Annotated in this window: 17 protein-coding genes; 7 read left to right on the plus strand and 10 right to left on the minus strand. The window is 72.9% G+C overall.

Annotation, left to right across the window (positions count from 1 at the left end; genetic code table 11):
- Window positions 1-54 precede the first annotated feature (54 nt).
- The gene (phhA, locus tag HNQ58_RS07055; RefSeq protein WP_183948207.1) at window positions 55-942 is read right to left on the minus strand and encodes a phenylalanine 4-monooxygenase; all 888 of its coding nucleotides are present in this window, start codon (window positions 940-942) and stop codon (window positions 55-57) included.
- A gap of 128 nt (window positions 943-1,070) precedes the next feature.
- On the opposite strand from phhA, the gene HNQ58_RS07060 reads away from it, so the two are divergent.
- The gene (locus HNQ58_RS07060) at window positions 1,071-1,550 is read left to right on the plus strand and encodes an Lrp/AsnC family transcriptional regulator (RefSeq protein WP_183948208.1); all 480 of its coding nucleotides are present in this window, start codon (window positions 1,071-1,073) and stop codon (window positions 1,548-1,550) included.
- A gap of 42 nt (window positions 1,551-1,592) precedes the next feature.
- Here HNQ58_RS07060 and HNQ58_RS07065 read toward each other — a convergent pair whose 3' ends face one another.
- The 3 genes from HNQ58_RS07065 to HNQ58_RS07075 all read right to left on the minus strand — a co-directional run bounded on the left by HNQ58_RS07065 (window position 1,593) and on the right by HNQ58_RS07075 (window position 4,967).
- The gene (locus tag HNQ58_RS07065; RefSeq protein ID WP_183948209.1) at window positions 1,593-3,224 is read right to left on the minus strand and encodes a M20/M25/M40 family metallo-hydrolase; all 1,632 of its coding nucleotides are present in this window, start codon (window positions 3,222-3,224) and stop codon (window positions 1,593-1,595) included.
- 64 nt (window positions 3,225-3,288) lie between these two features.
- A complete protein-coding gene (locus HNQ58_RS07070; protein WP_183948210.1) occupies window positions 3,289-3,918 on the minus strand; it encodes a response regulator transcription factor in 630 nt (209 codons plus the stop codon).
- Window positions 3,915-4,967, minus strand: coding sequence for a sensor histidine kinase (locus tag HNQ58_RS07075; protein ID WP_183948211.1), 1,053 nt, complete (start codon window positions 4,965-4,967; stop codon window positions 3,915-3,917). Before HNQ58_RS07075 ends, HNQ58_RS07070 begins: the two co-directional genes overlap by 4 nt.
- A 270-nt stretch (window positions 4,968-5,237) precedes the next feature.
- Between HNQ58_RS07075 and HNQ58_RS07080 the strand changes: the two genes are divergently transcribed.
- Entirely contained in the window at window positions 5,238-5,957 is a 720-nt protein-coding gene (locus tag HNQ58_RS07080; RefSeq protein WP_183948212.1) for a hypothetical protein, read from the plus strand.
- Between the two features lie 75 nt (window positions 5,958-6,032).
- Here the strand turns inward: HNQ58_RS07080 and HNQ58_RS07085 are convergent, their stop codons facing one another.
- On the minus strand, window positions 6,033-6,845 hold the full coding sequence (locus tag HNQ58_RS07085) for a rhomboid family intramembrane serine protease (protein WP_183948213.1): 813 nt from the start codon (window positions 6,843-6,845) through the stop codon (window positions 6,033-6,035).
- A 150-nt stretch (window positions 6,846-6,995) separates the two neighbouring features.
- On the opposite strand from HNQ58_RS07085, the gene HNQ58_RS07090 reads away from it, so the two are divergent.
- The 5 genes from HNQ58_RS07090 to HNQ58_RS07110 all read left to right on the plus strand — a co-directional run bounded on the left by HNQ58_RS07090 (window position 6,996) and on the right by HNQ58_RS07110 (window position 12,432).
- Window positions 6,996-8,186, plus strand: a complete 1,191-nt coding sequence (locus tag HNQ58_RS07090; protein WP_183948214.1) for a GGDEF domain-containing protein — start codon at window positions 6,996-6,998, stop codon at window positions 8,184-8,186.
- Window positions 8,187-8,226: 40 nt separating this feature from the next.
- On the plus strand, window positions 8,227-9,402 hold the full coding sequence (locus tag HNQ58_RS07095) for a class I SAM-dependent rRNA methyltransferase (RefSeq protein WP_183948215.1): 1,176 nt from the start codon (window positions 8,227-8,229) through the stop codon (window positions 9,400-9,402).
- Between the two features lie 124 nt (window positions 9,403-9,526).
- Window positions 9,527-10,093 (plus strand): GbsR/MarR family transcriptional regulator, encoded by a 567-nt coding sequence (locus HNQ58_RS07100; protein WP_183948216.1) that lies wholly within the window; start codon window positions 9,527-9,529, stop codon window positions 10,091-10,093.
- A gap of 1 nt (window position 10,094) precedes the next feature.
- Entirely contained in the window at window positions 10,095-11,438 is a 1,344-nt protein-coding gene (locus tag HNQ58_RS07105) for a cytochrome ubiquinol oxidase subunit I (RefSeq protein ID WP_183948217.1), read from the plus strand.
- Between the two features lies 1 nt (window position 11,439).
- The gene (locus HNQ58_RS07110; RefSeq protein WP_183948218.1) at window positions 11,440-12,432 is read left to right on the plus strand and encodes a cytochrome d ubiquinol oxidase subunit II; all 993 of its coding nucleotides are present in this window, start codon (window positions 11,440-11,442) and stop codon (window positions 12,430-12,432) included.
- 266 nt (window positions 12,433-12,698) lie between these two features.
- Here HNQ58_RS07110 and HNQ58_RS07115 read toward each other — a convergent pair whose 3' ends face one another.
- The 5 genes from HNQ58_RS07115 to recC all read right to left on the minus strand — a co-directional run bounded on the left by HNQ58_RS07115 (window position 12,699) and on the right by recC (window position 22,295).
- Window positions 12,699-13,193 (minus strand): GNAT family N-acetyltransferase, encoded by a 495-nt coding sequence (locus HNQ58_RS07115; RefSeq protein WP_183948219.1) that lies wholly within the window; start codon window positions 13,191-13,193, stop codon window positions 12,699-12,701.
- Window positions 13,194-13,463 carry a type II toxin-antitoxin system TacA family antitoxin gene (locus tag HNQ58_RS07120; RefSeq protein ID WP_183948220.1) on the minus strand — a complete coding sequence of 90 codons (270 nt, stop codon included), beginning with the start codon at window positions 13,461-13,463 and terminating at the stop codon, window positions 13,194-13,196.
- Window positions 13,464-13,537: 74 nt separating this feature from the next.
- Entirely contained in the window at window positions 13,538-15,388 is a 1,851-nt protein-coding gene (gene recD / locus HNQ58_RS07125) for an exodeoxyribonuclease V subunit alpha (RefSeq protein ID WP_183948221.1), read from the minus strand.
- Window positions 15,385-19,002, minus strand: coding sequence for an exodeoxyribonuclease V subunit beta (recB, locus tag HNQ58_RS07130; RefSeq protein ID WP_183948222.1), 3,618 nt, complete (start codon window positions 19,000-19,002; stop codon window positions 15,385-15,387). The genes recD and recB overlap by 4 nt, the downstream gene beginning before the upstream one ends.
- The gene (gene recC, locus HNQ58_RS07135; protein ID WP_183948223.1) at window positions 18,999-22,295 is read right to left on the minus strand and encodes an exodeoxyribonuclease V subunit gamma; all 3,297 of its coding nucleotides are present in this window, start codon (window positions 22,293-22,295) and stop codon (window positions 18,999-19,001) included. Before recC ends, recB begins: the two co-directional genes overlap by 4 nt.
- Window positions 22,296-22,297: the final 2 nt, after the last annotated feature.

Below are 22,297 nucleotides of genomic sequence, written 5' to 3' on the forward strand. Positions count from 1 at the left end.
GCCGGCGTGATCGCAAGCCGGGGTCGCGGATTGCGCCGCGCCTGCGAGTGCGCTTCAGACGTCGCCGTCGGCGAGCCAGCCTGCGCCGCTGCCGCGATGGTAGATGCGGTCGCCGTCGAGCACGTCGCCGGCCGGGATCGAGGGCAGGGCCGCCAGGCGCTGGTAGATCGGCGTGAAGTCCGGCCGGGTCGCCTCGAACAGCTGCTCGAAGCTGTCGATGACGAAGTAGGTCTTCTGGTAGGTGTCGATGCGGTAACGGGTGCGCATCACCCGCTCCAGATCGAAGCCGATCCGGTTGGGCGCGTCCGATTCCAGGCAGTGCACCGACTCGCCGCTGGAACTGACGATGCCGCTGCCGTAGATGCGCAGCCCCTCGTCGGTCCGGATCAGGCCGAACTCGACCGTGTACCAGTACAGCCGGGTCAGGTTGGTGAGCGCGTCCTGGCCGATCGCGTGCGCCTTCACGCCGCCGCGGCCGTAGGCGGCCATGTAGTCGGCGAACACCGGGTTCATCAGCAGCGGCACATGGCCGAACAGGTCGTGGAACAGGTCCGGCTCGGCGATGTAATCGAGCTGCTCCGGTTTGCGGATCCACCAGGTCACCGGGAAGCGGCGGTTGGCCAGGTGCTCGAAGAAGGTCAGCTCGGGCAGCAGGCCCTCGACCCCGATCAGCTCCCAGCCGGTGGCGGCGCGCAGGATGGGGTTGAGCTCGGAAAACTTCGGGATCGCATCCGCCGACATCCCCATCGCATCCTGCGCCTGCAGGAATTCGCGGCAGGCGCGGCCGGGCAGGATCTCGCGCTGGCGGCGGTACAGCCTCGCCCAGACCGCGTGGTCGGTGGCGGTGTAGCTGTCCCAGGGCTGCTCCACCACGGCGGTGGTGTAGACCGGGACATAGCCCTTGTCGGTGAGCTGGTGTTCGACACGCCTGGGCTCGCCCATGACGGCGCCCTCCTGCCGGGATCGCTGCAGACGATTGTACCGTCCTTGCCGCGCAAGAGGCTTGCATTCTTGCTGAACAGAACGATCCCCACGCAATATCATTGCGCCAAATCCCGGATGAGGCTGAGATGAGCGTCGCCGATCTCGACCGGATCGATCTGTCGATCCTCACCGCGCTGCAGCACGAGGGGCGGATCAGCAATGCCGAGCTGGCCGAGCGGGTCGGCCTGTCGCCCTCGGCCTGCCTGCGCCGGGTGCAGCGGCTGGAAGCGGACGGCGTGATCGCCGGCTACGGCGCGCGGGTGGAGCCCAAGCGCGTCGGCCTGGGGCTGGAGGCCTTCGTGCGCGTGCAGCTGCGCAGCCACGAGGCCGACAGCGTGCAGGCCTTCGTCGCCCGCGTGCAGGACTGGGACGAGGTGGTGGCCTGCCACGCCCTCACCGGCGACATGGATTACCTGCTGCACGTGGCGGTGCAGGACCTCGACCACTTCTCGCGCTTCCTGCTCGACCGCCTGCTCGGCGCCGGCGTGGCCGACGTCAACACCAGCTTCGTGCTGCGCACGGTCAAGCCCCGGCGCGGCCTGCCGCTGGCGCATCTGGCCGACTGACGGCGGCATGCCCCGGCCGGAGAGGCGTCGGCTAGCCGTCGCTCAGCGCGCGAAGCGCTCGCCGAAGAAGTCCCCTTCGTTCCAGCGCGGCCGCTGCGGGTCGTCGGCGATGCGCCAGCCGGTCGATGCGGCCAGCCGCGCCAGCCGTGCCGCGCTCGGCCAGTGGATCGGCAGCGACAGGTCGTCGCCGGGCTGGTGGTAGTGCCGGCGCAGGAACTCCGCCACCACCGCCGCACCGTCGATGGCCGGGTCGGTCGAACGGATGCCGCCATCGAGGTACAGCGCCGGAATGCCCTGGCGCACGAAGGCGTACTGGTCGCTGCGGATGAACACCACCTCTTCCGGCATCGGGTCGGCCGAGAGCGTCATGCCCAGTTCGGCCGCGGCGGCCTCGACGTGCGCGCGCAGGCTGCTGTGCTCGATGCCGATGGGAATCGCGTCGTCCTGCGGGAACAGGATCACCGGCATGTCGATGTTGAGGTTGGCGACCAGCGGGCCGGCCACGGTCGGATACCGGGCGAAGTGCTCGGCGCCGAGCAGCCCCTTCTCCTCGGCGGTGACGGCGACGAACAGCAGCGAGCGCTTCGGCCGCGCGCGCTCGCGCGCCAGCAGCTCGGCGGCCTCCAGCAGGATCGCCGTGCCCAGGGCGTTGTCGAGCGCGCCGTTGTAGATGCGGTCGCCGTCGACCGGCGCGCCGAGGCCGACGTGATCCAGATGCGCGCTGAACACGACGTGCTCGTCGGCCAGCGCCGGGTCGGCGCCGGGCAGGCGCGCGACCACATTGCGGCTCTCGACCGGCTGCACATGGCTGCGGCTGGCCAGCGTGGCGGTGCCGGGCAGGTCGAAGGCGCTCAGCTCGCCGGCCTGCAGACGACCGAACACCTCCTCGGCCGACTGCGGCGCGCCGGCGAACAGCGTCTCGGCCGCCGCCGCGGCGAGCGCCGCGGTGACCTGCAACTGCGGGAAGGTGTCCACCGCGCGCCCGTCGGCATCGCGCAGGCGCATCGCCGGCAGGACCCAGTTGCGCGCGTTGCGCGCCCACGGCGACCTGGCCTCGCGCTCGGGATCACCGAGCAGGATCGCGCCCACCGCGCCGCGCTCGGCGACCGCGCGGGCCTTCTCGCGCGCCGAGGAATGGAAGGCCCGCGCCGTATCCGGAAACCGCGCCGGCGCGCCGTGCAGGTAGACCGCGATCTTGCCGGCGAGCTCGACGCCGGCGAAATCGTCGTGCTCGAACTCCGGCGCGTGCACCGCCTGGCCGACGAACACCAGCGGCGCGGTCACGCCGGCCTCGGCGCGATCGAAGTCGACGCCGGGCAGGAAGTCCTGCTGGAAGGCGAACTCGTGGCGGCGGCCGTCGCGCTCGATCGCCAGCCGCGCGCCATCGGGCAGGCGGTTGCCGATCAACATCGGCACGGTCTGGTACCAGCCGCCGTCCTCGCCGGCCGGCTCCAGCCCGAGCGCGCGGAAACGACTGGCGACGTACAGGGCCGCCAGGTCGAAGCCGCGGCTGCCGGCGGCGCGACCCTCCAGCAGATCGTCGGCTAGGAACTGCACGTGCGCGGCGATGCGGTCGGCGCTGTCCGGCGCCACCGGCGCCAGCCCGCGCGGGGCGTCGCCGCCGCAGGCGGCCAGCAGGCAGGCCAGGAACAGGGCGGGGACGGTGCGGCGCATGCGGGACTCTCCGGCGGGCAAAGTCCGCACGCTAGCCGTTCGCGGCCGCCGGCCGCAACGGCCGTCAGATGATCCGCAGGGTGATCGCCTTGAGCACCGCGCGGGTGCGGTCGCGGGTGTCGAGCTTGGCGAGGATCTCGCTGACGTAGTTCTTGACCGTGCCTTCGGCGAGGAACAGCGTGCGCGCGATCTCCTTGTTCGAATAGCCGCCGGCGAGCAGGCGCAGGATCGCGACCTCGCGCTCGGAGAAGGTCTCCTGCGGCGGCGTGGTGTCGTGGTAGGCGTAGCGCGCGCGCACCGGGTCGGTGCTGACCGGGGCCAGCCAGCCCTCGCCGCGCGCGGCGCGCACGATCGCGTCGCGCAGGTCCTCGGGTGCGGCGTCCTTGAGCAGGAAACCCTGCGCGCCGGCCTCGACCGCGGCCAGCAGCAGCGCGCTGTCGTCGAAGGTGGTCAGCAGCACCACCGGCAGCGGCGAGCCGGCCGCGCGTAGCCGCCGCACCAGCGCGATGCCGTCGATACCGGGCATGCGCACGTCGGAGACGACGACGTCGACCGGCGTGTCGGCCAGGGCGGCGAGCAGCGCCTCGCCATCACCGGCCTCGACCGCGACCTCGATCGCCAGCTCGCGCAGCACCGCCTTGAGTCCCTCGCGCACCAGCACCTGGTCGTCGGCGAGCGCGACGCGCAGGCTCATGCGCCGGCTCCGGCCGGCAGCCGCGCCGCCAGTCGCAGGCCGCCGTGCCGCGAGGGCGTGAGCTCGAGCGTGCCGCCGAGCCGCTCGACCCGTTCGCGCATGCCGGTCAGGCCGTGGCCGGGGACGAGCGGCCAGCGCACCCGACCGTCGTCATCGAGATGCAGCGTGAGCGCGTCGCCCTCGCGCGCCAGCCGCAGCCAGGCCCGGCGCGCGCCACCGTGGCGGGCGGCATTGGTGAGTCCCTCCTGGGCGATCCGCAGCAGCGTCTCGGCCTGTTCGGCGTCGGCCGCGCGCGCGTCGGCGGCGACCTCGATCGCGACCTGCGGCCGCGGCAGCGGCGCCGCCAGCCGGCGCAGCGCCTCGCCGAGTTCGAGGCCGTCGTGCTGGCGCAGCTGCCGCACCACACCGCGCAGATCCGCGAGCAGTTCATCGGCGAGCCCGGCGGCGACCGCCAGCTCGCGCCGGCCGGCCAGCGCCGGGTCGCGCGCGAGCGCGCGCAAGTTGAGCTTGAGAGCGGTCAGCTTGTGCCCGGCGACGTCGTGCAACTCGCGTGACAGCCGCAGCCGCTCGGCGTCGCGCGCGCTCTCGTCGAGCAGTGAGCGGGTCGCCAGCAGACGCGCGTTGACCTCGCGCAACTGCTCGGCCATCGCCTCGGCGTGGTTGGCATAGCGCAGCACCAGCGCGGCGAAGACCTGGAACGCGCCGTAGGCGACCACGCTGGTCAGTGCGTAGGTCCAGGACACCTGCCAGCGCCAGCGCAGCAGGACCAGCAGCAGCAGGTTCACCGTCAGCAGGGCCAGCGTCAGGCCGCGGGTGTCGAAACGCTCGGCGAGCACGCAGGCCAGCAGCACCAGCAGGATCGGCGCGGTGCCGGTCGGTCCGAGCGCGATCAGCGCGAACGCGCTGCCGGCGAGCGCCAGCAGGACGACATCGTCGTGCCAGCGCAGCTGGCGCGGCGCGCAGGCGAGCACACGGAGCCAGGCGGCGAGAAACACCAGCAGCGCGATCCGCGCCGCCCAGCCGAGCGCGGCCCCGCGCGCCGCCAGCATGCCGACGCTGCCGAGCCAGACCGCGGTCCAGGCGGCTTACGAGGCCAGCGCGAGCGGCGAGAGCAGCTGCTGAAGCGGGCGCGGAAGGCGATCGAGCATGCGCCAGAACTACCCCCGCCGCGGCGGCGCGGCAAGAGGCGCGACGCAGAAAGTGACTTCCGGCACCCGGCCGCGGTGACCGCCGGCACCTGCCGCGGCCAGGGCCGTCGTCGAGACTGCCCCTCGCCGGCTGCACCGCGTGCGCGGCCGGCGTTGCCGCAGGAGCTTCCGATGAGCCTCTATCAGACCAGCCTGTTTCTCCACGTCGTCGCCGGCAGCCTCGCACTGGCCACGTTCTGGTTCGCCGCGGCGCTGCGCAAGGGCAGCCCGCTGCACCGCCGCAGCGGCCAGCTCCATCTGCTGGCGATGCTGGCGGTGATCGTGAGCGGCGTGCCGCTGACCGCTGTCTTGTTCGCGCGCGGCCAGGCCGTGTTCGGCCTGTTCCTCGGCTTCCTGCTCGTACTCGTCGCCACGAGCTGCTGGAACGCCTGGCGGGCGATCCGCGACCGTCACGCCCCGGCCCGCTACGCCGGGACGGTGTTCCGCCTGCTCGCCGTGCTGCTGTTCACGGGCGGGCTGCTGCTGGGCGCGCTCGCGCTGCGCTGGCAGCAGCCGCTGCTCGGCGTGTTCGCCGCGATCGGCGTGCTCGCCGGCCTCGACGCGCGCCGCTTCCTGCGCCGTCTGGCGCAGGGCGCGCTGCCCGCCAACTGGTGGCTGCGCGAGCATTACGGCGCCATGATCGGCAACGGCATCGCCGTCCACATCTCGTTCTTCGGCGTCGGTCTGCGCACGCTGCTGCCGCAGCTCGACCCGGGCCTGCAGCTGTACCTGATGTGGCTGCTGCCGGTCGCTGGCGGCCTCGCCGCGGGCTGGTGGCTGGACCGGCGCTACGGGCGGACGATGGGTGGCAAGGCGGGGGTGGCGACCCGGCAGCCGGGGCTGGGCACCTAGGCCGGGCTGGTAAGCGTAGCCGGCCGGCAAGCCCGGCACTCCCGCAGGCCACGATGCTGGGCTTATCAGCCCAGCCTACGTCCCCGGTCCTTGCGACTCGCCGTCCGCGCGACGATCGGGAAAGCGCAGCACCACGCCGCGGCTTTCCGGCGGCCGCTGCCAGAGCACCGGCACGTCGCGCGGCGGCGGCGGCTCGTACTGGCTGGCCTCGCTGGGCGGGCCGCCGTCGCCGGTGTCCCCGTCCTCGTCTTCCCAGCTGTAGCGGCGGCGCGGCGGCGCCGGGTCGAGCCGGCGCCACAGCACGGCCGCCAGCACGCCGGCCAAGGCACCGAACAGGTGGTATTCCCAGCTCACGCCCGGCTCGCGCGGCAGCACGGTCAACAACATGCCGCCGTACAGGAAGAAGGCGATCATGCCCGCCGCGATGGCAGGCCGGTCGCGGCGCAGCAGGCCGAGCAGGAAGACGAAGAACATCAGTCCGTGGGTGAGTCCGCTGGCGCCCAGGTGCGCCGGCGGCCGGCCGACCCACCACACCAGCGCGCCGGACAGCAGCCAGATCAGCGGCAGCGCGCGCAGCGCGGCTTTCGGGTAGACGCTCAGCGCCAGCCAGCCCAGCACCAGCAGCGGCAGCGTGTTGGCCGTCAGATGGGCGACCGAGCCATGCAGCAGCGGTGCGGTGAGGATGCCGACCAGACCCACTGCCTCGCCCGGCCGCAGCGCCAGCGCGGAAAACGCGCCCAGCCAGGCCTCCAGCAGCTTGATCCACCACAGCAGGGCGACGAAGGCCGCGCTGGCCAGCAGGGCGTGCACGAAGCGGGCGCGGTCGGCGCGCGCCTGGGCGGCGGGATCGGCGGGATCGGCGGGCGGGGCGGGCTGCGGCAGGTCCATGTTCAACAGGGTGTGGGCGATCGCGGGCGACACAAGCCGCCGCGGCCCGGGAGGCAAGGTCCCGACGGACGGAACGTCCTGACGCCGACAGCGCCGGAATCGGGTAGGCTCCGCGCAATGGCCGGGGAGGACGGCCGCTCGGGTAGCGCCATGGACCTGGATCTGCGTAGCGTCGTCGCCGTCTGTGCCTTCCTCACCCTGCTGCTGGCGGTGTTCATGCACTTCGCCAGCGCCCGCTACCCGGCCAAGTGGCGTCCGACGTTGCTGCTGTGGAGCCGCGCCCTGTTCGTGCTGCCGCTCGGCTGGGCCCTGCTGAGCCTGTACGAGCAGTTGCCGCTCTCCCTCGGTGTGGCGCTGCCCAGCCTGCTGCTGTACTACGGCTTCGGCCTGCTGGCGGTCGCGCTGGCCCGCTTCATGGGGGTGCGCGGCCCGCAGTGGCAGGTCTGGACGGTGGTGGCGCTCACCGCGCTCAGCACGCTGTTCTTCACTTTCGTCCACGAAAGCCATCTGGGCCGGGTGCTCAGCGGCTCGCCGCTGCTGGCGCTGCTGTTCTTCCTGACCGCACGGCCACTGCTCGACGCGTTCCGGGCCGGCGGCGCGGTCAGCCAGCGCATCACCGCCACGGTGTTCCTGACCGGCGTGGCGCTGATGCTGGCGCGGACCGTGGTCGAGTCGATTCCCGACTGGCGCGCGCAGGGCCTGTACGACCTGCACTCGATGCAGCCGCTGGTGCTGTTCTACCTGCCGGTCGCGCCGCTGATCGCCACCTTCGGCTTCCTGCTGATGTCGGCCGACCGGCTGCACGCCGAGCTGGAGCAGCTCGCCACCCTCGACCCGCTGACCGGAGCCTGGAACCGGCGCGCCATGCTCGAACAGTGCGCGCGCGCGCTCGGCCTGGACCGCCGCCACCGCCGCCCGTCCGCGCTGCTGCTGCTCGACGCTGACCACTTCAAGCGGGTCAACGACACCTACGGCCACGAGGCCGGCGACGCCGTGCTGCGCGAGCTGGTGCGGCGGATGCGCGAGGTGCTGCGCCACGAGGATCTGGTCGGCCGGCTCGGCGGCGAGGAATTCGTCGCCCTGCTGCCGGGCACGCCGGAGCAGGGCGCGGCCGAGGTCGCCGAGCGTCTGCGCGAGGCGGTGGCGCGGGAGAATTTCTTCTACCGCGGCGAGGAGATCCCGCTGACGGTCTCGATCGGCGTTGCCGAGCGCGAGGTCGGCGAGGCCGACATCGCCGCCCTGGTGCAGCGCGCCGACCGCGCCATGTACGCCGCCAAGCGCGCCGGCCGCGACCGCGTAGTGACCGCCTCCTCGTTGCGGGCCGCGGCGACCCTGGCCTGAGCTTGGGCGGCCGTCCGGCCGCAGCCGGTACAATCCGGCGATGAACGACATCCACGCCCTCCCCGCCGTCCGCCTCAAGATCGAACGCCGCTCCAACCACCCCTGGATCTTCCAGAAGATGGTCGAGAAGCCGGCGCAAAAGCCCAAGCCGGGCAGCGTCGTCGACATCCACGACAACACCGGCGCCTGGGTCGGGCGCGGTTTCTACAACGGCCATTCGCGCATCGCGCTGCGCGTGCTCACCGAGAATCCCGACGAGGCCATCGACGAGGCCTTCTTCCACGCGAAGATCGCCGAGGCGGTGCGGCTGCGCCGCGAGATCCTCAGGCTCGACGCGGTGTCAGACGCCTGGCGCGTGTTCCACTCCGAGGGCGATGGCATTTCCGGCCTCGTGGTCGACCGCTACGGCGACCTGCTGGTGGTGGAGTTCTTCTCCGCCGGCGCCTTCCGCCACCGCGATTGGATCTACGCCGCGCTGCGCGCGCAGTTTCCCGGCTGCCGCTTCTACGCCTTCGCCGAGGAGCACGTGCAGAAGCAGGAGAGCTTCGACTTTCGCGCCCCCGAGGCGCCGGCGCCGAGCATCATCACCGAATACGGCGTGAAGTTCCGCGCCAGCCCGGGCAGCGGCCACAAGACCGGCTTCTTCGCCGACCAGCGCGACAACCGCGAGTACCTGAGCCGCTTCACCGAAGGCAAGCGCGTGCTCGACCTGTGCTGCAACTCCGGCGGCTTCGCGCTCTACGCCAAGGCGCGCGGCGGCGCCGACGAGGCGATCGGCGTCGACCTCGACGAGGAGATTCTGGAAATCGCCAGGAAGAACGCGCAACTCAACCAGGTGCGCGTGCGCTTCGTCCAGGCCGACCTGTTCCCCTGGTTGCGCGACGCCCACGCCAACGGCGAGCGCTTCGACGTGGTCGTCCTCGACCCGGCCAAGCTCACCCGCGACCGCGAGCAGGTGATCCCGGCGCTGAAGAAATACCTGGACATGAACAAGCTCGCGCTCGGCGTGGTCAAGCCGGGCGGCATCTTCCTGACCTGCTCGTGCACCGGCCTGGTCAGCGAGGAGCAGTTCCTCGACATGCTGCGCCGCGCCGCCTTCTACGCCGGCCGCACGGTGCAGGTGCTCAAGGTGGCCGGCGCCGGCGCCGACCACCCCTTCCTCGCCCACGTGCCGGAGAGCCGCTACCTCAAGGCGGTGTTCTGCCGGGTGTGGTGAGTCGGGCCGGCGGCCCGTAGGCCGACATCGGCCATCGGCCCGCCGGTGCAACACAGTGTCTTCACGCCGCCGACGGGTCCTTGCGTTAGGATATTTCAGAAATTTCTGAAAATTCGGTAGCTGCATGAACCTGCCGCCACTCATCCAGGCCTTCGTGCTCCATTTCGGCGAGATGGGCAGCCGCTGGGGCATCAACCGCACCGTCGGGCAGATCTACGCCCTGCTCTTCGTCGCCGATCGTGCGCTCAACGCCGATGAAATCACGGAAAAACTCGGGGTTTCCCGCTCCAACGTCAGCATGGGCCTGAAGGAGCTGCAGGCCTGGCGGCTGGTGCGGCTGGAGCACCGCCCGGGCGACCGCCGCGAGTACTTCTCCGCGCCCGAGGACGTCTGGACGATCTTCAAGACCCTGGCCGAGGAGCGCCAGCGGCGCGAGGTCGAGCCGACCCTGTCGATGCTGCGCGACGCCCTGCTGGTCTCGCCCGACTCGGCCGAGGAGCGCCACGCCCAGGCGCGGATGCGCGAGATGTACGCGCTGATGGAGCAGATGACCGAGTGGTTCGCCGAGATCCGCAAGCTGTCGCCGGAGACGCTGGCGCGGCTGATGGCGCTCGGCGCCAAGGTGCAGAAGCTGCTGGAGATGAAGGACAAGCTGCGGCTGGTGCCGCCACCGCCCGAGGAGGTCGCCTGAGATGGACACCGCCGTCGATCCGGTGATGCTGGCGCGCATCCAGTTCGCCGCCAACATCACCTTCCACATCCTGTTTCCCGCCATCACCATCGCGCTGGCCTGGATCCTGCTGTTCTTCAAGCTGCGCTTCGCCGCCACCGGCGAGCAGCGCTGGATGGACGCCTACGGCTTCTGGGTGAAGGTGTTCGCGCTGAGCTTCGCGCTCGGCGTGGTCAGCGGCATCACCATGAGCTTCCAGTTCGGCACCAACTGGCCGGGCTTCATGGAGCGGGTGGGCAACATCGCCGGGCCGCTGCTCGGCTACGAGGTGCTGACCGCGTTCTTCCTGGAAGCGACCTTCCTCGGCGTGATGCTGTTCGGCCGCAAGCGGGTGGGCGAGCGCATGCACACGATCGCCACCTTGCTGGTCGCCGTCGGCACCTCGCTGTCGGCGTTCTGGATCCTGGCGCTCAATTCGTGGATGCAGACCCCGGTCGCGTTCGAGATGATCGACGGCCAGGCGCATCCATTGAGCTGGTGGGGGGTGATCTTCAACCCGTCCTTCCCGTACCGGCTGGCGCACATGCTGCTGGCCTCGGGCCTGACCGCGGCCTTCCTGGTCGCCGGGCTGTCGGCCTACCGCCGCCTGCGCGGCGACCGCAGCGCCGGCGTGCAGGCGGCGTTGCGCACCGGCGTGGTCGCCGCCGCGCTGCTGATCCCGCTGCAGATCTTCGTCGGCGACCTGCACGGCCTGAACACCCTCGAACACCAGCCGGCCAAGGTGGCGGCGATGGAGGGCATCTGGGAGGACGAGCAGGGCGCCGCGCTGCGGCTGTTCGCCTGGCCCGACGAGGCCACCCGCAGCAACCGCTTCGAGCTGAGCATCCCCAAGGCCGCCAGCCTGATCCTCACCCACTCACTCGACGGCGAGGTCAAGGGCCTGAATTCCTTCCCCGACCACCCGCCGGTGGCGCCGGTGTTCTGGAGCTTCCGGGTGATGGTCGGCGTCGGCCTGCTGATGCTGGCGGTGTCGTGGCTGGCGGCGTGGCAGCTGCGCCGCCGCGGCGAACCGGCGCCATGGCTGCTCAAGGTGCTGGTGGCGATGAGCTTCTCCGGCTGGGTCGCCACCGTCGCCGGCTGGTACGTCACCGAGATCGGCCGCCAGCCGTGGCTGGTCTACGGCGTGCTCACCACCGCCGAGGCAGCCTCGGACGTGCCGGCGCCGCTGATCGGCCTGAGCCTGTCGGCCTATCTCACCGTCTACGTGGTGCTGCTGCTGGCCTACGTCTCGGTGCTGTTCCACATGGCGCGCAAGGCGTCGCAACCGCATGTCGACGCCGCCCCCGCCGCGGCGCAGGAGGCCTGAGATGGACGCCTGGCTGCCGTTGATCTTTCTGGGCCTGATGGCCCTGGCGATGCTGGTCTACGTGGTGCTGGACGGCTACGACCTCGGCGTCGGCATCCTGCTGCAGGGCGCAAGCGACACGCAAAAGGACGCGATGATCGCCTCGATCGGCCCGTTCTGGGACGCCAACGAGACCTGGCTGGTGCTGGGCGTCGGCCTGCTGCTGGTGGCCTTCCCGATGGCGCACGGGGTGATCCTGACCGCGCTCTACCTGCCGGTGGCGGCGATGCTGATCGGGCTGATCCTGCGCGGCGTGGCCTTCGACTTCCGGGTCAAGGCGCACGACGAGCACAAGCCGTTGTGGAACGCCGCCTTCTGGGCCGGCTCGCTGCTGGCCGCACTGGCGCAGGGCTTCATGCTCGGCCAGTACATCCTCGGCTTCCGCAGCGACGGCGTGGCGCTGCTGTTCGCCGCCTTCATCGCCGTGTGCCTGTGCGCCGGCTACGCCCTGCTCGGCGCCTGCTGGCTGATCATGAAGGCCGAGGGCGAGCTGGTGGACCGCGCGGTGCGCTGGGCGCAGCGCGCGCTGTGGCTGACCGCGATCGGTATCGCGGCGGTCTCGATCGCCACGCCCTATGTCAGCCCGCGCATCTTCGAGAAGTGGTTCAGCGTGCCGACCCTGTTCCTGCTGCTGCCGATCCCGGTGCTGACCGCGCTGCTGTTCGCCTGGTGCGAGAGCCGCCTGCGCCGGATGGCGCGCGGCGAGCACGGCAAGCCGTGGGCGCCGTTCGCGGCGGCGGTGGGCATCTTCGTGCTGGCCTTCGCCGGCCTCGCCTACAGCCTGTTCCCCTACCTGGTGATCGACCGCCTCACCATCTGGGACGCCGCCGCCGCGCCGGGCTCGCTCAAGTTCATCCTGGTCGGCGCGCTGATCACCCTGCCGGCGATCATCGGCTACACGATCTATTCCTACTGGGTGTTCCGCGGCCGCAGCGAGGCGCTGCACTACGAGTAGCGCCGGATCGGACATGATCGGCCGTCGCATCATCGACACAGCGACAGGGGACGTCATGGCCGAACGCCAGACTCGACGACAACGCCCGCCGCCGCTTTGCGCTGCGGCCGGTGTGGTTCCTGACCGGCGAAGACTGACCCCCGCCGAGTACCGCAATCACCACGAGGCCAGCGACTCTACTTCCAAAATGTCCGCTTGACGGGGGAGGTTACGAAGTCACTGGATCCCCACTTTCGCGGGGATGACGGCACTTGTTCAGCGCTTCCTCAACCCACGCGGCCCAGCGGCAGGTACCACTGTCGCTCGCCGTCGTCGCAGGGTGAGAACCCGTAGCGTTCGTAGAAGCGCGCGGCGCTGTCGTCGAGTGCATCGACGGCGAGGGCGTAGCAGGCGATCTCGTCGCCCGCGGCGAGGCAGCGCTTGACGGCGTTCTGCAGCAACAGCTCGCCGTAACCGCGTCCGCGATGGGCTTCATCGACGGCCAGCCGGCCCATGCGGGCGGCCGGCACCGGGTGGCGCGGCAGTTTCCTGCGCTCGGCCGGCGGCAGGTCGTCGAGCCGCAATGCGCCGAAGCTCAGGGTGTAGTAGCCGAGGATCCGGCGCGGTGCGGCGCTGTCGATCAGCACGTAGGTGGTGGAGACGCGCCTGCGCTGATGCTGTGCGGCGAGTTCATGCAGGTAGCGGTCGAGCGACGGCACGCCGCAATGGAAGTCGGCGCGGTCGTGGCGGGCGGCGTCCAGCCGCTCGATGGACAGCGGCATTCAAAGTCCGAGCTTGTCACCGCGGGCCAGAGCGGCCCGGAGTTTGGCATTGGGCGTGAACGGCCGATCCAGCGCCTGCAGGAAGCGCCGCGATTCCTTTGCCGAGAGCACGACGGTCTTTTCGGCCTCCAGCACGCGCTCGGCCTCGCGCACGAGCACGCTGCGCGCGAACGCGGAGACGCCCTCGCCCTGCAGCTCGGCGGCGCGGGCGATGGTCTGCTTGTCCTGCGCGCTGATGCGCACCTCGAGGCGGTCGGCGGTGGTGGTCATGGCGTCGCTCCTGCGTACGGCAATATGCCGTACATGCGCCCATCCCGCAAGCGGACTGGCGCGGCGGCCTGGCGTCATCCTTGCGCCAAGCGCTCGACCAGCCCGCTCCAGCGCTGCGTGCGTCGGGCGATCGCCGCGCGCAGCACGTCCTCGCGCGCCCACAGGGTGACCGCACGGCGGGCGCGGGTGAGGCCGGTGTAGAGCAGCTCGCGGCCGAGCACGCGGGCGTCGCGTTCGGGCAGGGCGAGGAAGACGTCGTCGAATTCCGAGCCCTGCGACTTGTGCACGGTCAACGCATAGGCGCCGGCGTGCGCGGGCAGCGCGGCCGGCAGCCACGGACGCAAGCCGTCTGCGGTGTCGAACCACACCCGCAGCGTGCCGTCGGCTTCGCGCCAGCACAGGCCCATGTCGCCGTTGAACAGGCCGTGGCGGTAGCTGTTCTCGGTGACGATCAGCAGGCGGCCGTGGAACAGCTCGCCGGCGCCGTTGGGACGCAGCGCGTCGGTGATCTGCGCGTCCAGCGTGCGCGCGCCGGCCGCGCCCTCGCGCAGTGCCGCGAGCACGCGGAACGCGCGCGCTCGGCGCAGGCCCTCGCCCGGGTCGGGCGCGGCGGCGACGGCGCGGTAGTGCGGCAAAGCCGAGGCCAGCACCTGTTCGGCCAGCGCGCGGTCGCTGCCCTGTCGCCACGCCACGCCGGTGAAGTCGCCGCGCTGCAGGCCGGCGATCGCCGCCTCGGCCTCGCCGGCGCGGATGCATGCGGCCAGCGGCGCCAGCGCCAGCCCTTCGCCCTGGCGGTAGGTGCGCCGCAGATGCACGCGCGCGCCGGCCAGCGGCGCGTCGCCGTCGCGCACGGCGACCGGCGCGCCGAGCAGGCCGCCGGCCCATTCGGCGAAGGCGCCGTCGAAGCCGTCGCCCTCGCCGGCGGCGTCGCACAGCGCGGCCAGCACGTCGCCGGTTTCCACCGAGGGCAGCTGGTCGCGGTCGCCGATCAGCACCAGCCGCGCGCCGGGCGGGACGGCCTCGACCAGTTTGGTCATCAGCGGCAGGTCGATCATCGAGGCCTCGTCGACGATCACCAGATCGGCCGCAAGCGGGTGGCCGGCGTGGTGGCGGAAGCCGGTGCGGCCGGGCTGCCAGCCGAGCAGGCGGTGCAGGGTTTTCGCGTCGCTGGGAATGCGCGCGGCGAGCGTTTCATCGAGTGCGCCGGTGGCGACCAGCCGGGCGAGGTTGTCGCGCAGGGCTTCGGACAGGCGGGTGGCGGCCTTGCCGGTCGGCGCGGCCAGCGCGATGCGCGGCAGCTCGCCGCCGCCCTGGAGGGCCTGTTCGACCAGCAGCACCAGCAGGCGGGCGACGGTGGTGGTCTTGCCGGTGCCCGGGCCGCCGGTGAGCAGCAGCAGGCGGCGGCGCAGCGCGGCCAGCGCGGCCAGGGCCTGGGCGTCCGGCGCGTCATCGCCGCTGGCCGGGAACAGGGCGTGCAGGCGCGCGCGCAGCCAGGCCTCGTCGCCGGCCTCGCCGCATGGCCGGGCGAGCCGGCGCAGCGCGCTGGCCAGGCGCTGCTCGTAGTCGTGGTAGCGGCGCAGGTAGAGGCGGTCGGCATCGAGCACCAGGGGGTAGCCGCGCGTGGGGTCGTCCGGGTGTTGCGCCGGGAGCGCCGCCACCCATGGCGAGGCGGCGAGCGCCTCGCGCCATTCCGCCAGCGACGGCAGTGGCGGCGGTGCAGGCTCGGGCGCGATCTCGCGCAGGAAGTCGTCGATGTGCGCCAGCGGCAGGCCGCTGTGGCCGTGGGCGACGGCGTGGCTGGCGAGCGCGGCGGCGGCGAGCACGCGCGGGTCGGTGTCCGGGCGCCGCCGGCGCAGCGTATCGGCCAGGGCCTCGTCGATGGCGCGCAGCCAGCCGCCCCGGCGCAGGGCGTCGTACAGGCTCATGCGGCATCCTCCCCCGGGGTGCCGAACAGCGCGTCCAGCCCTTCGATCAGCGCGCGCGGCGGGGTGCAGGCGAACACGCCCGGCGAGGGCGCGGCGTCGGCGTCCAGCCCGCGGCAGAACAGATAGCGCACGCCGCCGAAGTGGCGATCGTAGTCGTAGTCGGGCAGGCGGAAACGCAGCCAGCGGTGCAGCGCCAGGGCGTAGATCGCGTACTGCAGCTCGTACTCGCCGTGACGCATCGCTTCCAGCACGCCCTCGGTCCCGTAATCCCGCAGCCGGTTGGACTTGTAGTCGAGCAGGTAGCAGCGGCCGGCGTGCTGATAGACCAGATCGATCTTGCCGGTCATCAGGCCCTCCAGCCGCTCGCGCGCGCCGAAGCCGTGGCGCGCGCGCAGCAGGCCGTGCGCGTGCAGCAGGTCGAGCAGGATCGGCACCGTGACCGGACGCAGGGCGAAATGGAACTCCAGCTCGTTGCGGCGCGCCTGTGGCGGCAGTTCGGCGAGGCGGATGCCCTCGGGCAGCGGCGTGTTGAGCGTGTGCCGAACCAGCGCGGTGAGCAGGCGCTCGCCCTCGGCCAGCAGGGTGTCGCTGTCGTAGCCGCCGCCGCGCAGCGCCTCGCGCAGCGGCGCGGCCTGCGCCGGTGGCGGCTCGTCCCGGCGCCAGCCGTGCCAGGCGGCGAAATCGACCCGTTCCAGCGCGGCGTGCAGCACGTTGCCGAAGCGCGCGCCGGCGAACGGCGAGCGTTCGGTCTCCGCCTCGGCCGATGCCGGCATCTCGTCCTCGGCGCGGCGCTCGTCCTCGCCGCCGTCCTCGCGGGTGAGCTGCGAGAAGCTGTGCACCCACCAGTCGCGGCGCAGCGTGCGGCGCGGCGTGCGCAACGGCGGTGGCGCCTGGTGGCTCGCCGCCGGCGGCGGCGGATACTCGGCATCCAGCGCCGGGAACGGCTCGTGGACGATGGCGTCCGGCGCGACGGCCGCCAGCGCTGCGATGGCGTGCAGTACCTCGTCCTCGCCGAGCGTCGCGGGGGTGCCGCCGCCACCGAGCAACCAGGCCAATGCGCTGTCCTCGCCGCCGTTGACCGCGCCGGCCGCCAGCCACAGCGCATGCCGCGCGCGGGTCAGGCCGACGTAGAGCAGGCGCAACTGCTCGGCGAGGATTTCCCGGCTGGCCGCCGCGGCCGCGTCGTCGTAGCCGTCGTCGAGGCCGGCGATCTTGGCGTGCTGCACGCGGCGCGCGCCGTCGTGGTGTTCGACCAGCGCCAGCCCCTGCTGTCCGCGCGCCGGCGGCAGCGCAGCGAAGGGCAGGAACACCAGCGGGAATTCCAGGCCCTTGCTCCTGTGCAGGGTGAGGATGCGCACGCGCTCGGCATCGGACTCCAGCCGCAGTTGCTGCGTCTGGTCGTGCTCGTCGGCCTCGTCGATGCGGCGCGCCAGCCAGTCGACCAGACCGGCCGGGCCGAGCGCGAGCGCAGCGGCTTCCTGCAACTGCTCGGCGAGCTGCAGGTAGTTGGTGAGCCGGCGCTCGCCGTCGGCGAGCCGCAGCAGGCGCGGCGCGGCCTCGGCCACGCATGCGGTGATCGGCGCCAGCGGGCCGTGCCGGTCCCAACGCTCGCGCCACTGCGCGAAGGCGTCGAGCCAATGCCGGTGCGCGGCCTGGTCGTGCGCGAGCGCGTCGATGGCGGCGGCGTCGAGGCCGAGCAGCACGGTGGCGAGCGCGGCACGCAGGCGGCCCTCGTCGGCGGGGTCGCGCAGGGCGTCGAGCAGCCACAGCAGTTCGCGCGCTTCATCGGTGGCGAACAGGCTGGCGCGTCCGGCGGTGACGGCGGGAATGCCGCGCGCCGCCAGTGCGCGCTGCACCAGGGCGGCCTCGTCATGCTTGTTGACCAGCACGGCGATGTCACCCGGCCGTGGCGGCCGCATGACGCCGTCGTCGCGCAGGCAGGCATCGCCGCCGCTCAGCAGGGCGTGGATGCGCGTGGCGGTGGCGGTGGCGGCCAGCGCGCGTGCCTTATCGGTCTTGATGGTGGCGACGCCGCCCTTGGTCGTGGTCTCGCCCGGCCGCAGCGGCAGCGACCACAGGTGCAGGGCCGGCGCGACGGACCCGCCGAGCCGGAAGTCGTCGTCGGCGATGCGCCCGCCGGGCCGCACGGGCGGGAACGGGGTTTGGCCGTCGGCGAAGGGGAAGTCGCCGCCGCGCGCGAACAGCGCCGCGATCGCGCGCAGCAGCGCCGGCCGCGAGCGGAAGTTGGCGTCGAGCGCATGGGTGGACTGCACGTCGCGGCCGGCGCGGTGGTAGGTGTGCACGTCGCCGCCGCGGAAGCGGTAGATCGCCTGCTTGGGGTCGCCGATCAGGTACAGCGCGGTCGCTTCGGCGGTGGCCGCCTCGACATACAGGCGCCGGAAGATCGCCCACTGACGGGCGTCGGTGTCCTGGAACTCGTCCACCAGCGCCACCGGGTATTGCGCGCGCAGCGCGGCGGCGAGCGCGTCGCCGTGCGGGCCGTGCAGGGCGTCGTGGACGCCGGCGATCAGGTCGTCGAAACCGAGCTGGCCGCGCTGCGCCTTGAGCTCGCGCAGCCGCGCGGCGGCGGCATCGCGCAGGTCGTGCAGCAGGTTGGCGACGGCCTGCCCTTCGGCGCGCAGGGCGGCGGCGCGGGCGGCGAGGAAGTCGGCGATGGCGGCGAACAGCGGCGAATCCGGAACCTCGTCCTCGCGGCCGGCCTTGCTGCGCGCGCGCAGGCCCTCGGCGGTCACGTAGTCGAGCCTGTCGGTGGGCGGCTCGGGCAGGGTGGCGTCGGCGGCAAAGGCGGCCAGCGCATCGCGGAGCCTGCCCAGGGTGTCGGCGCGCAACCTGTTGCCGTTGAGCACTTTGCGCGCGCGCGCCTCCTCGATGGCGGCCCAGGCCTGCGCGCCATGCGCACGCCAGGCGGCGCGCAGCGCGGCGGCGGCCGTGGCCAGCGCCGCCACCGCGCCGGTATCGACCTCGCCACGCGGCGGCTGCAGGGCATCGGCCCGCAGCAGGTCGCGCAGGTCGCGGGCGAAGGCGGCCGGATCGCGCCACAGCGCGGTCATCCGGCCGGCATCGTCGGCTTCGCGGGTACGGCAGCGCCACAGGTCGCGGGCGACTTCTTCCAGCAACGGGCGCTCGTTGCCGAGCATCTCGCGCGGCAGCAGCGGCTCGCCGACGGCCAGCGCATGCTCCTTCAGCGTGCGCTGACAGAAGCCGTGGATGGTGAACACCGCGGCCAGGTCGATGTCGGCGGCGGCCTGGCGCAGCCGCCGCGCCAGCGCGGCGGCCGGCTCGTCCTGCAGACGGCGCGCGATCAACAGGGCGGTGAGGGCCTCGGCGGCCTCCGGCGAGGACAGCGCGGCGACGCGCTCGGCGCCGTCGCCGGCCAGCGCGGCGGCACGGTCGAGCTGCTGGCGCAGGCGCTCGCGCAGCTCCTGGGTGGCCGCCTCGGTGAAGGTGACGGCGAGGATGCGGCGCACGTCGAGCCCGCGCTCGATCACCAGCCGGGTGTGCGCCAGCGCGAGCGTGAAGGTCTTGCCGGTGCCGGCACTGGCCTCGATGCGGTGGACGCCGGCCAGCGGCAGGTCGAGCACGAGGTGGTTCATGCCGCCTCCTCCGGCACGCGCGCCTCGCGCAGGGCGGCGAAGATCGCCCGCGCCAGCGCGCCGAAGCGGGCGGTGGCGGCCGCATCCACGAAGGGCTCGGCGCCGCGCAGCGCCAGCGCCGTCCACGGGTCGGCGCCTTCGCCCTGGTCGTCCTGGTTGCGCCACTTCGCTTTCGCCCGCTCAAGCGCGCGGACTTCGCGTTCCTCGTCGTGTGCCGCCTCGTCCCAGGCCCTGGCCCATTCGTGGCCGGCGGCGGGACGGAACGGCAGCGGCTGGCACAGGCCCCGCGTCATCAGGCCCGTCAGCCAGCGCAGCGCGGCGTGCGCGGCCTCCGGCGCGTGGCGAGGCAAGGCCAGCGGGCCGTGGCCGTCACGGCCGAAATCGGCGAAGGCCAGCAGCGGACGCGGTTCGTCCAGTGCCGACAGCACCAGCGCGTCCAGGTGCCAGCGCAGCCAGTCGCGGCCGGACGGTTTGCCGGCCTTCGCGCGCAGGAAGGCATCGGCCTGGCCATCGTCGAGCGCGCCGTGCAGACGGGTCTCGCCGAGGTCGAGCGCGAACGGCATGGCCCGCGCCTCGCCGCGCCGGTGCCTGCGCCATGCGGCGGCCACCGGCGCGGCCAGATCGATCAGTTCGCGCAGGCGCAATCGCCCGGCCGCGGCCGGCGGCAGCCAGGCTTCGGCCTGCAGGCGGCGGCACAGCGCGTCGCGGTCGAGGTCGTCGTCGTCGGCCAATGCGATCAGCACGCGCTGGCGCAGCACAGACGCGTCGAAGCCGTCCGCGGGCGCGAAGGGCTCGTCCTCCGGCAGCCGCGCCGCACGCTCGGGAATGGAGAGGCCGAGCCGGCCGCGCAGGAAGGCGCGCGGCGGATCGAGCAGGAAGCGGCGCAGCGCGGTGTAGTCGATGTCGGCGCTGCCGGCCTGCGCCGGCAGGGGCGCAGGCGCGAACGCCGGCATGCTGGCCGCGCCCGGCGTGCGCGGCAGCTGCCAGGCCGGATCGAAACCGGCACGGCGCGGATCGGCATCGGGCGCGGCGCCGAACGGCTGCAGCGGGTGGTGCAGCACCAGCCGCTGGCGCGCCGCCTCGGGATCGTCGAAGTAGCACGCGGCCTCGTCGAGCAGCTCGGACACCAGCACGCTCGGCTCGCGCGCGCTGCCATCCCCGGCGTCGCGGCCGAGGTAGCTCAGGTAGAACACTCGGTCGGCGGCGTTGAGCAGTTGCAGGAACAAAAAACGGTCGTCCTCGCGCACCGAGCGGTCACCCGGGCGGCGCTGGCCGGGCGCGTCGAGCGCGGCGACCAGCCGGTTGAGCGCGGCCGGCGGCTCGCGCCGCGGGTAGTCGCCATCGTTCATGCCGAGCAGGCAGATCACGCGGAACGGGATCAGCCGCATCGGCACCATGCGGCAGAAGGTGACGCCGCCGCTGAGGAACGGCTGGCGCGTGTCGGCCTCGCCGAGCCGGGCGCGGAAATGCGCGCGCACCACCTCGGGCGGCACCGGCGCCTCGACGCCGGCCTGCGCGGCGGCCTCGGCGAAACGCCGGAGTTCGTCGTCGAGACGCTCGAGCGCGCGGCGGTCGCCGGGCTCGGCAGGGGTGTCGGACACCAGTGCGCGCAGCCCCTCGCCGAGCGCACGCTTCCAGACCGCCGGCGGTTGCGGCTCGGCGAAGCGCCGTGCCAGCGAGGCCAGCGTGCGCAGCAACCGCAGCAGGGCGTCGAGCGCGCGCAGGTCGCCACCTTCGAGTTCCGGCCAGGGCGCGACGCCGGCGATGTCGTCGTCGCCGCCGGCGGCATGCCCGAGCAGCAGGCGCTCGATGGCGAAGGCCCAGGTGCAGGCATGCTCGCCGGGAGCACCGAGGCGCGCACGGTGGTCGGCGTCCAGCCCCCAGCGCGCGCCGGCGGCGGCAAGCCAGCCGCGCAGGGTGTCCAGCCGCTCGGGATCGACGCCGTACTGGCGCGCCACCGGCGGCAGCGCCAGCAGGTCGAGCACCTCGTTGGCGGTGAATCGCGCGCTCGGCAGGTCGAGCAGGCGCAGGCACAGGTCGGCCAGCGGTTGCGTGGCCAGCGCGCTGCCGTCGGCGACGGTGTAGGGAATGAAGCGCGGCGTGCCCTGGGCGCCGCCGAACACGGCGGCGACATAGGGGGCGTAGAGGTCGATGTCGGGTGCCATCACCGCGATCTGGCGCGGCTCCAGGTCGGGCTGGTCTTCGAGCAGCGCGCGCAACTGGTCGTGCAGCACCTGCACTTCGCGCAGGCGGGTGTGGCAGGCATGCACCTGCAGCGAGCGGTCGCCGGCCAGCGACGCCAGCGGCCGCCTGAGCTCTTTCTCGGCGGGCGGCGGCTGGCGTTCGAGCAGGTCGCGGCGCAGGTGCTGCAGCAGGCCGCCCGCCTGCTCCGGTTCGACATAGGCCTCGGTTTCGCGGGCGGTGAGCCCGGCATCGGCGAACAGCGTGGCGACGAAATCGCGCCCGGCCCGGCCCCAGCGCGCCAGCAGCGGGTTCTCGCCCACCTCGAACGGATCGCTGTCGCCGGCGGCCAGGCGTTCACGCAGGGTCCGCAGGTCGCCCCAGTACTTGCGGGTCGGCGTCGGCAGGTAGAAGTGCAGCGTGCAGGCGCGGGCGGCGGCGGCGAACACGCGCAACACGTCCGGCGAGACGTTGATGCAGGCGAAGGCGAACACCCGTGGCGGCAGGCCGCGTGGCGGCGGCGCGTCGTCGCCGGCGTGGCGGCGCAGGAAGTCGTCGATGGCGCGGGCCCGGTGGCGGCCGCCGGCCGTCACCCGCCGCCACAGCTCGGCCTGCCAGTCGTGCGGATCGGCGCCGTCGTCCCAGCGCAGCAGCCAGTCGCGTCGCCAGGCCTGGTATTTGGCGAACACCTCGGCCAGCTCACCGGCCAGGCACCAGGCCTTGAGCACGGCCTCGGCGCCGTCGAGGTAGCCGGCCAGGACGCCGGCCAGGGCCGGATGGGCGAGCGCGTCGCGATCCCGCAGGACCGCGAACAGCCGCCAGCGCAGGATCTCCGGATCGGCACTGGCGATGTCCTCGCCGGCGGGCAGATTGGCGGCGAGCACGCGGCCGACGAACTCGCCCGGGGCGAGGAATTCGAGGTTCGCCGCGATGCCGTGGCGCTCGGCCAGCACTTTCACCAGCCAACGCTTCATCGCCGCCTGCGGGATCAGGATCAGGTCCGGGTCGAGCGTGCCGGCGCCTTCGGCCGGCGCGCGCAACTGCTCGGCCAGCAGGCCGGCGAGCACGTCGAGATCGTTGCCGTGGCAGAGGCGGAAGTCGGGCGCGGGCATGG

Source organism: Rehaibacterium terrae (genome assembly GCF_014202935.1).
Taxonomy (GTDB): Bacteria; Pseudomonadota; Gammaproteobacteria; order Xanthomonadales; family Xanthomonadaceae; genus Rehaibacterium; species Rehaibacterium terrae.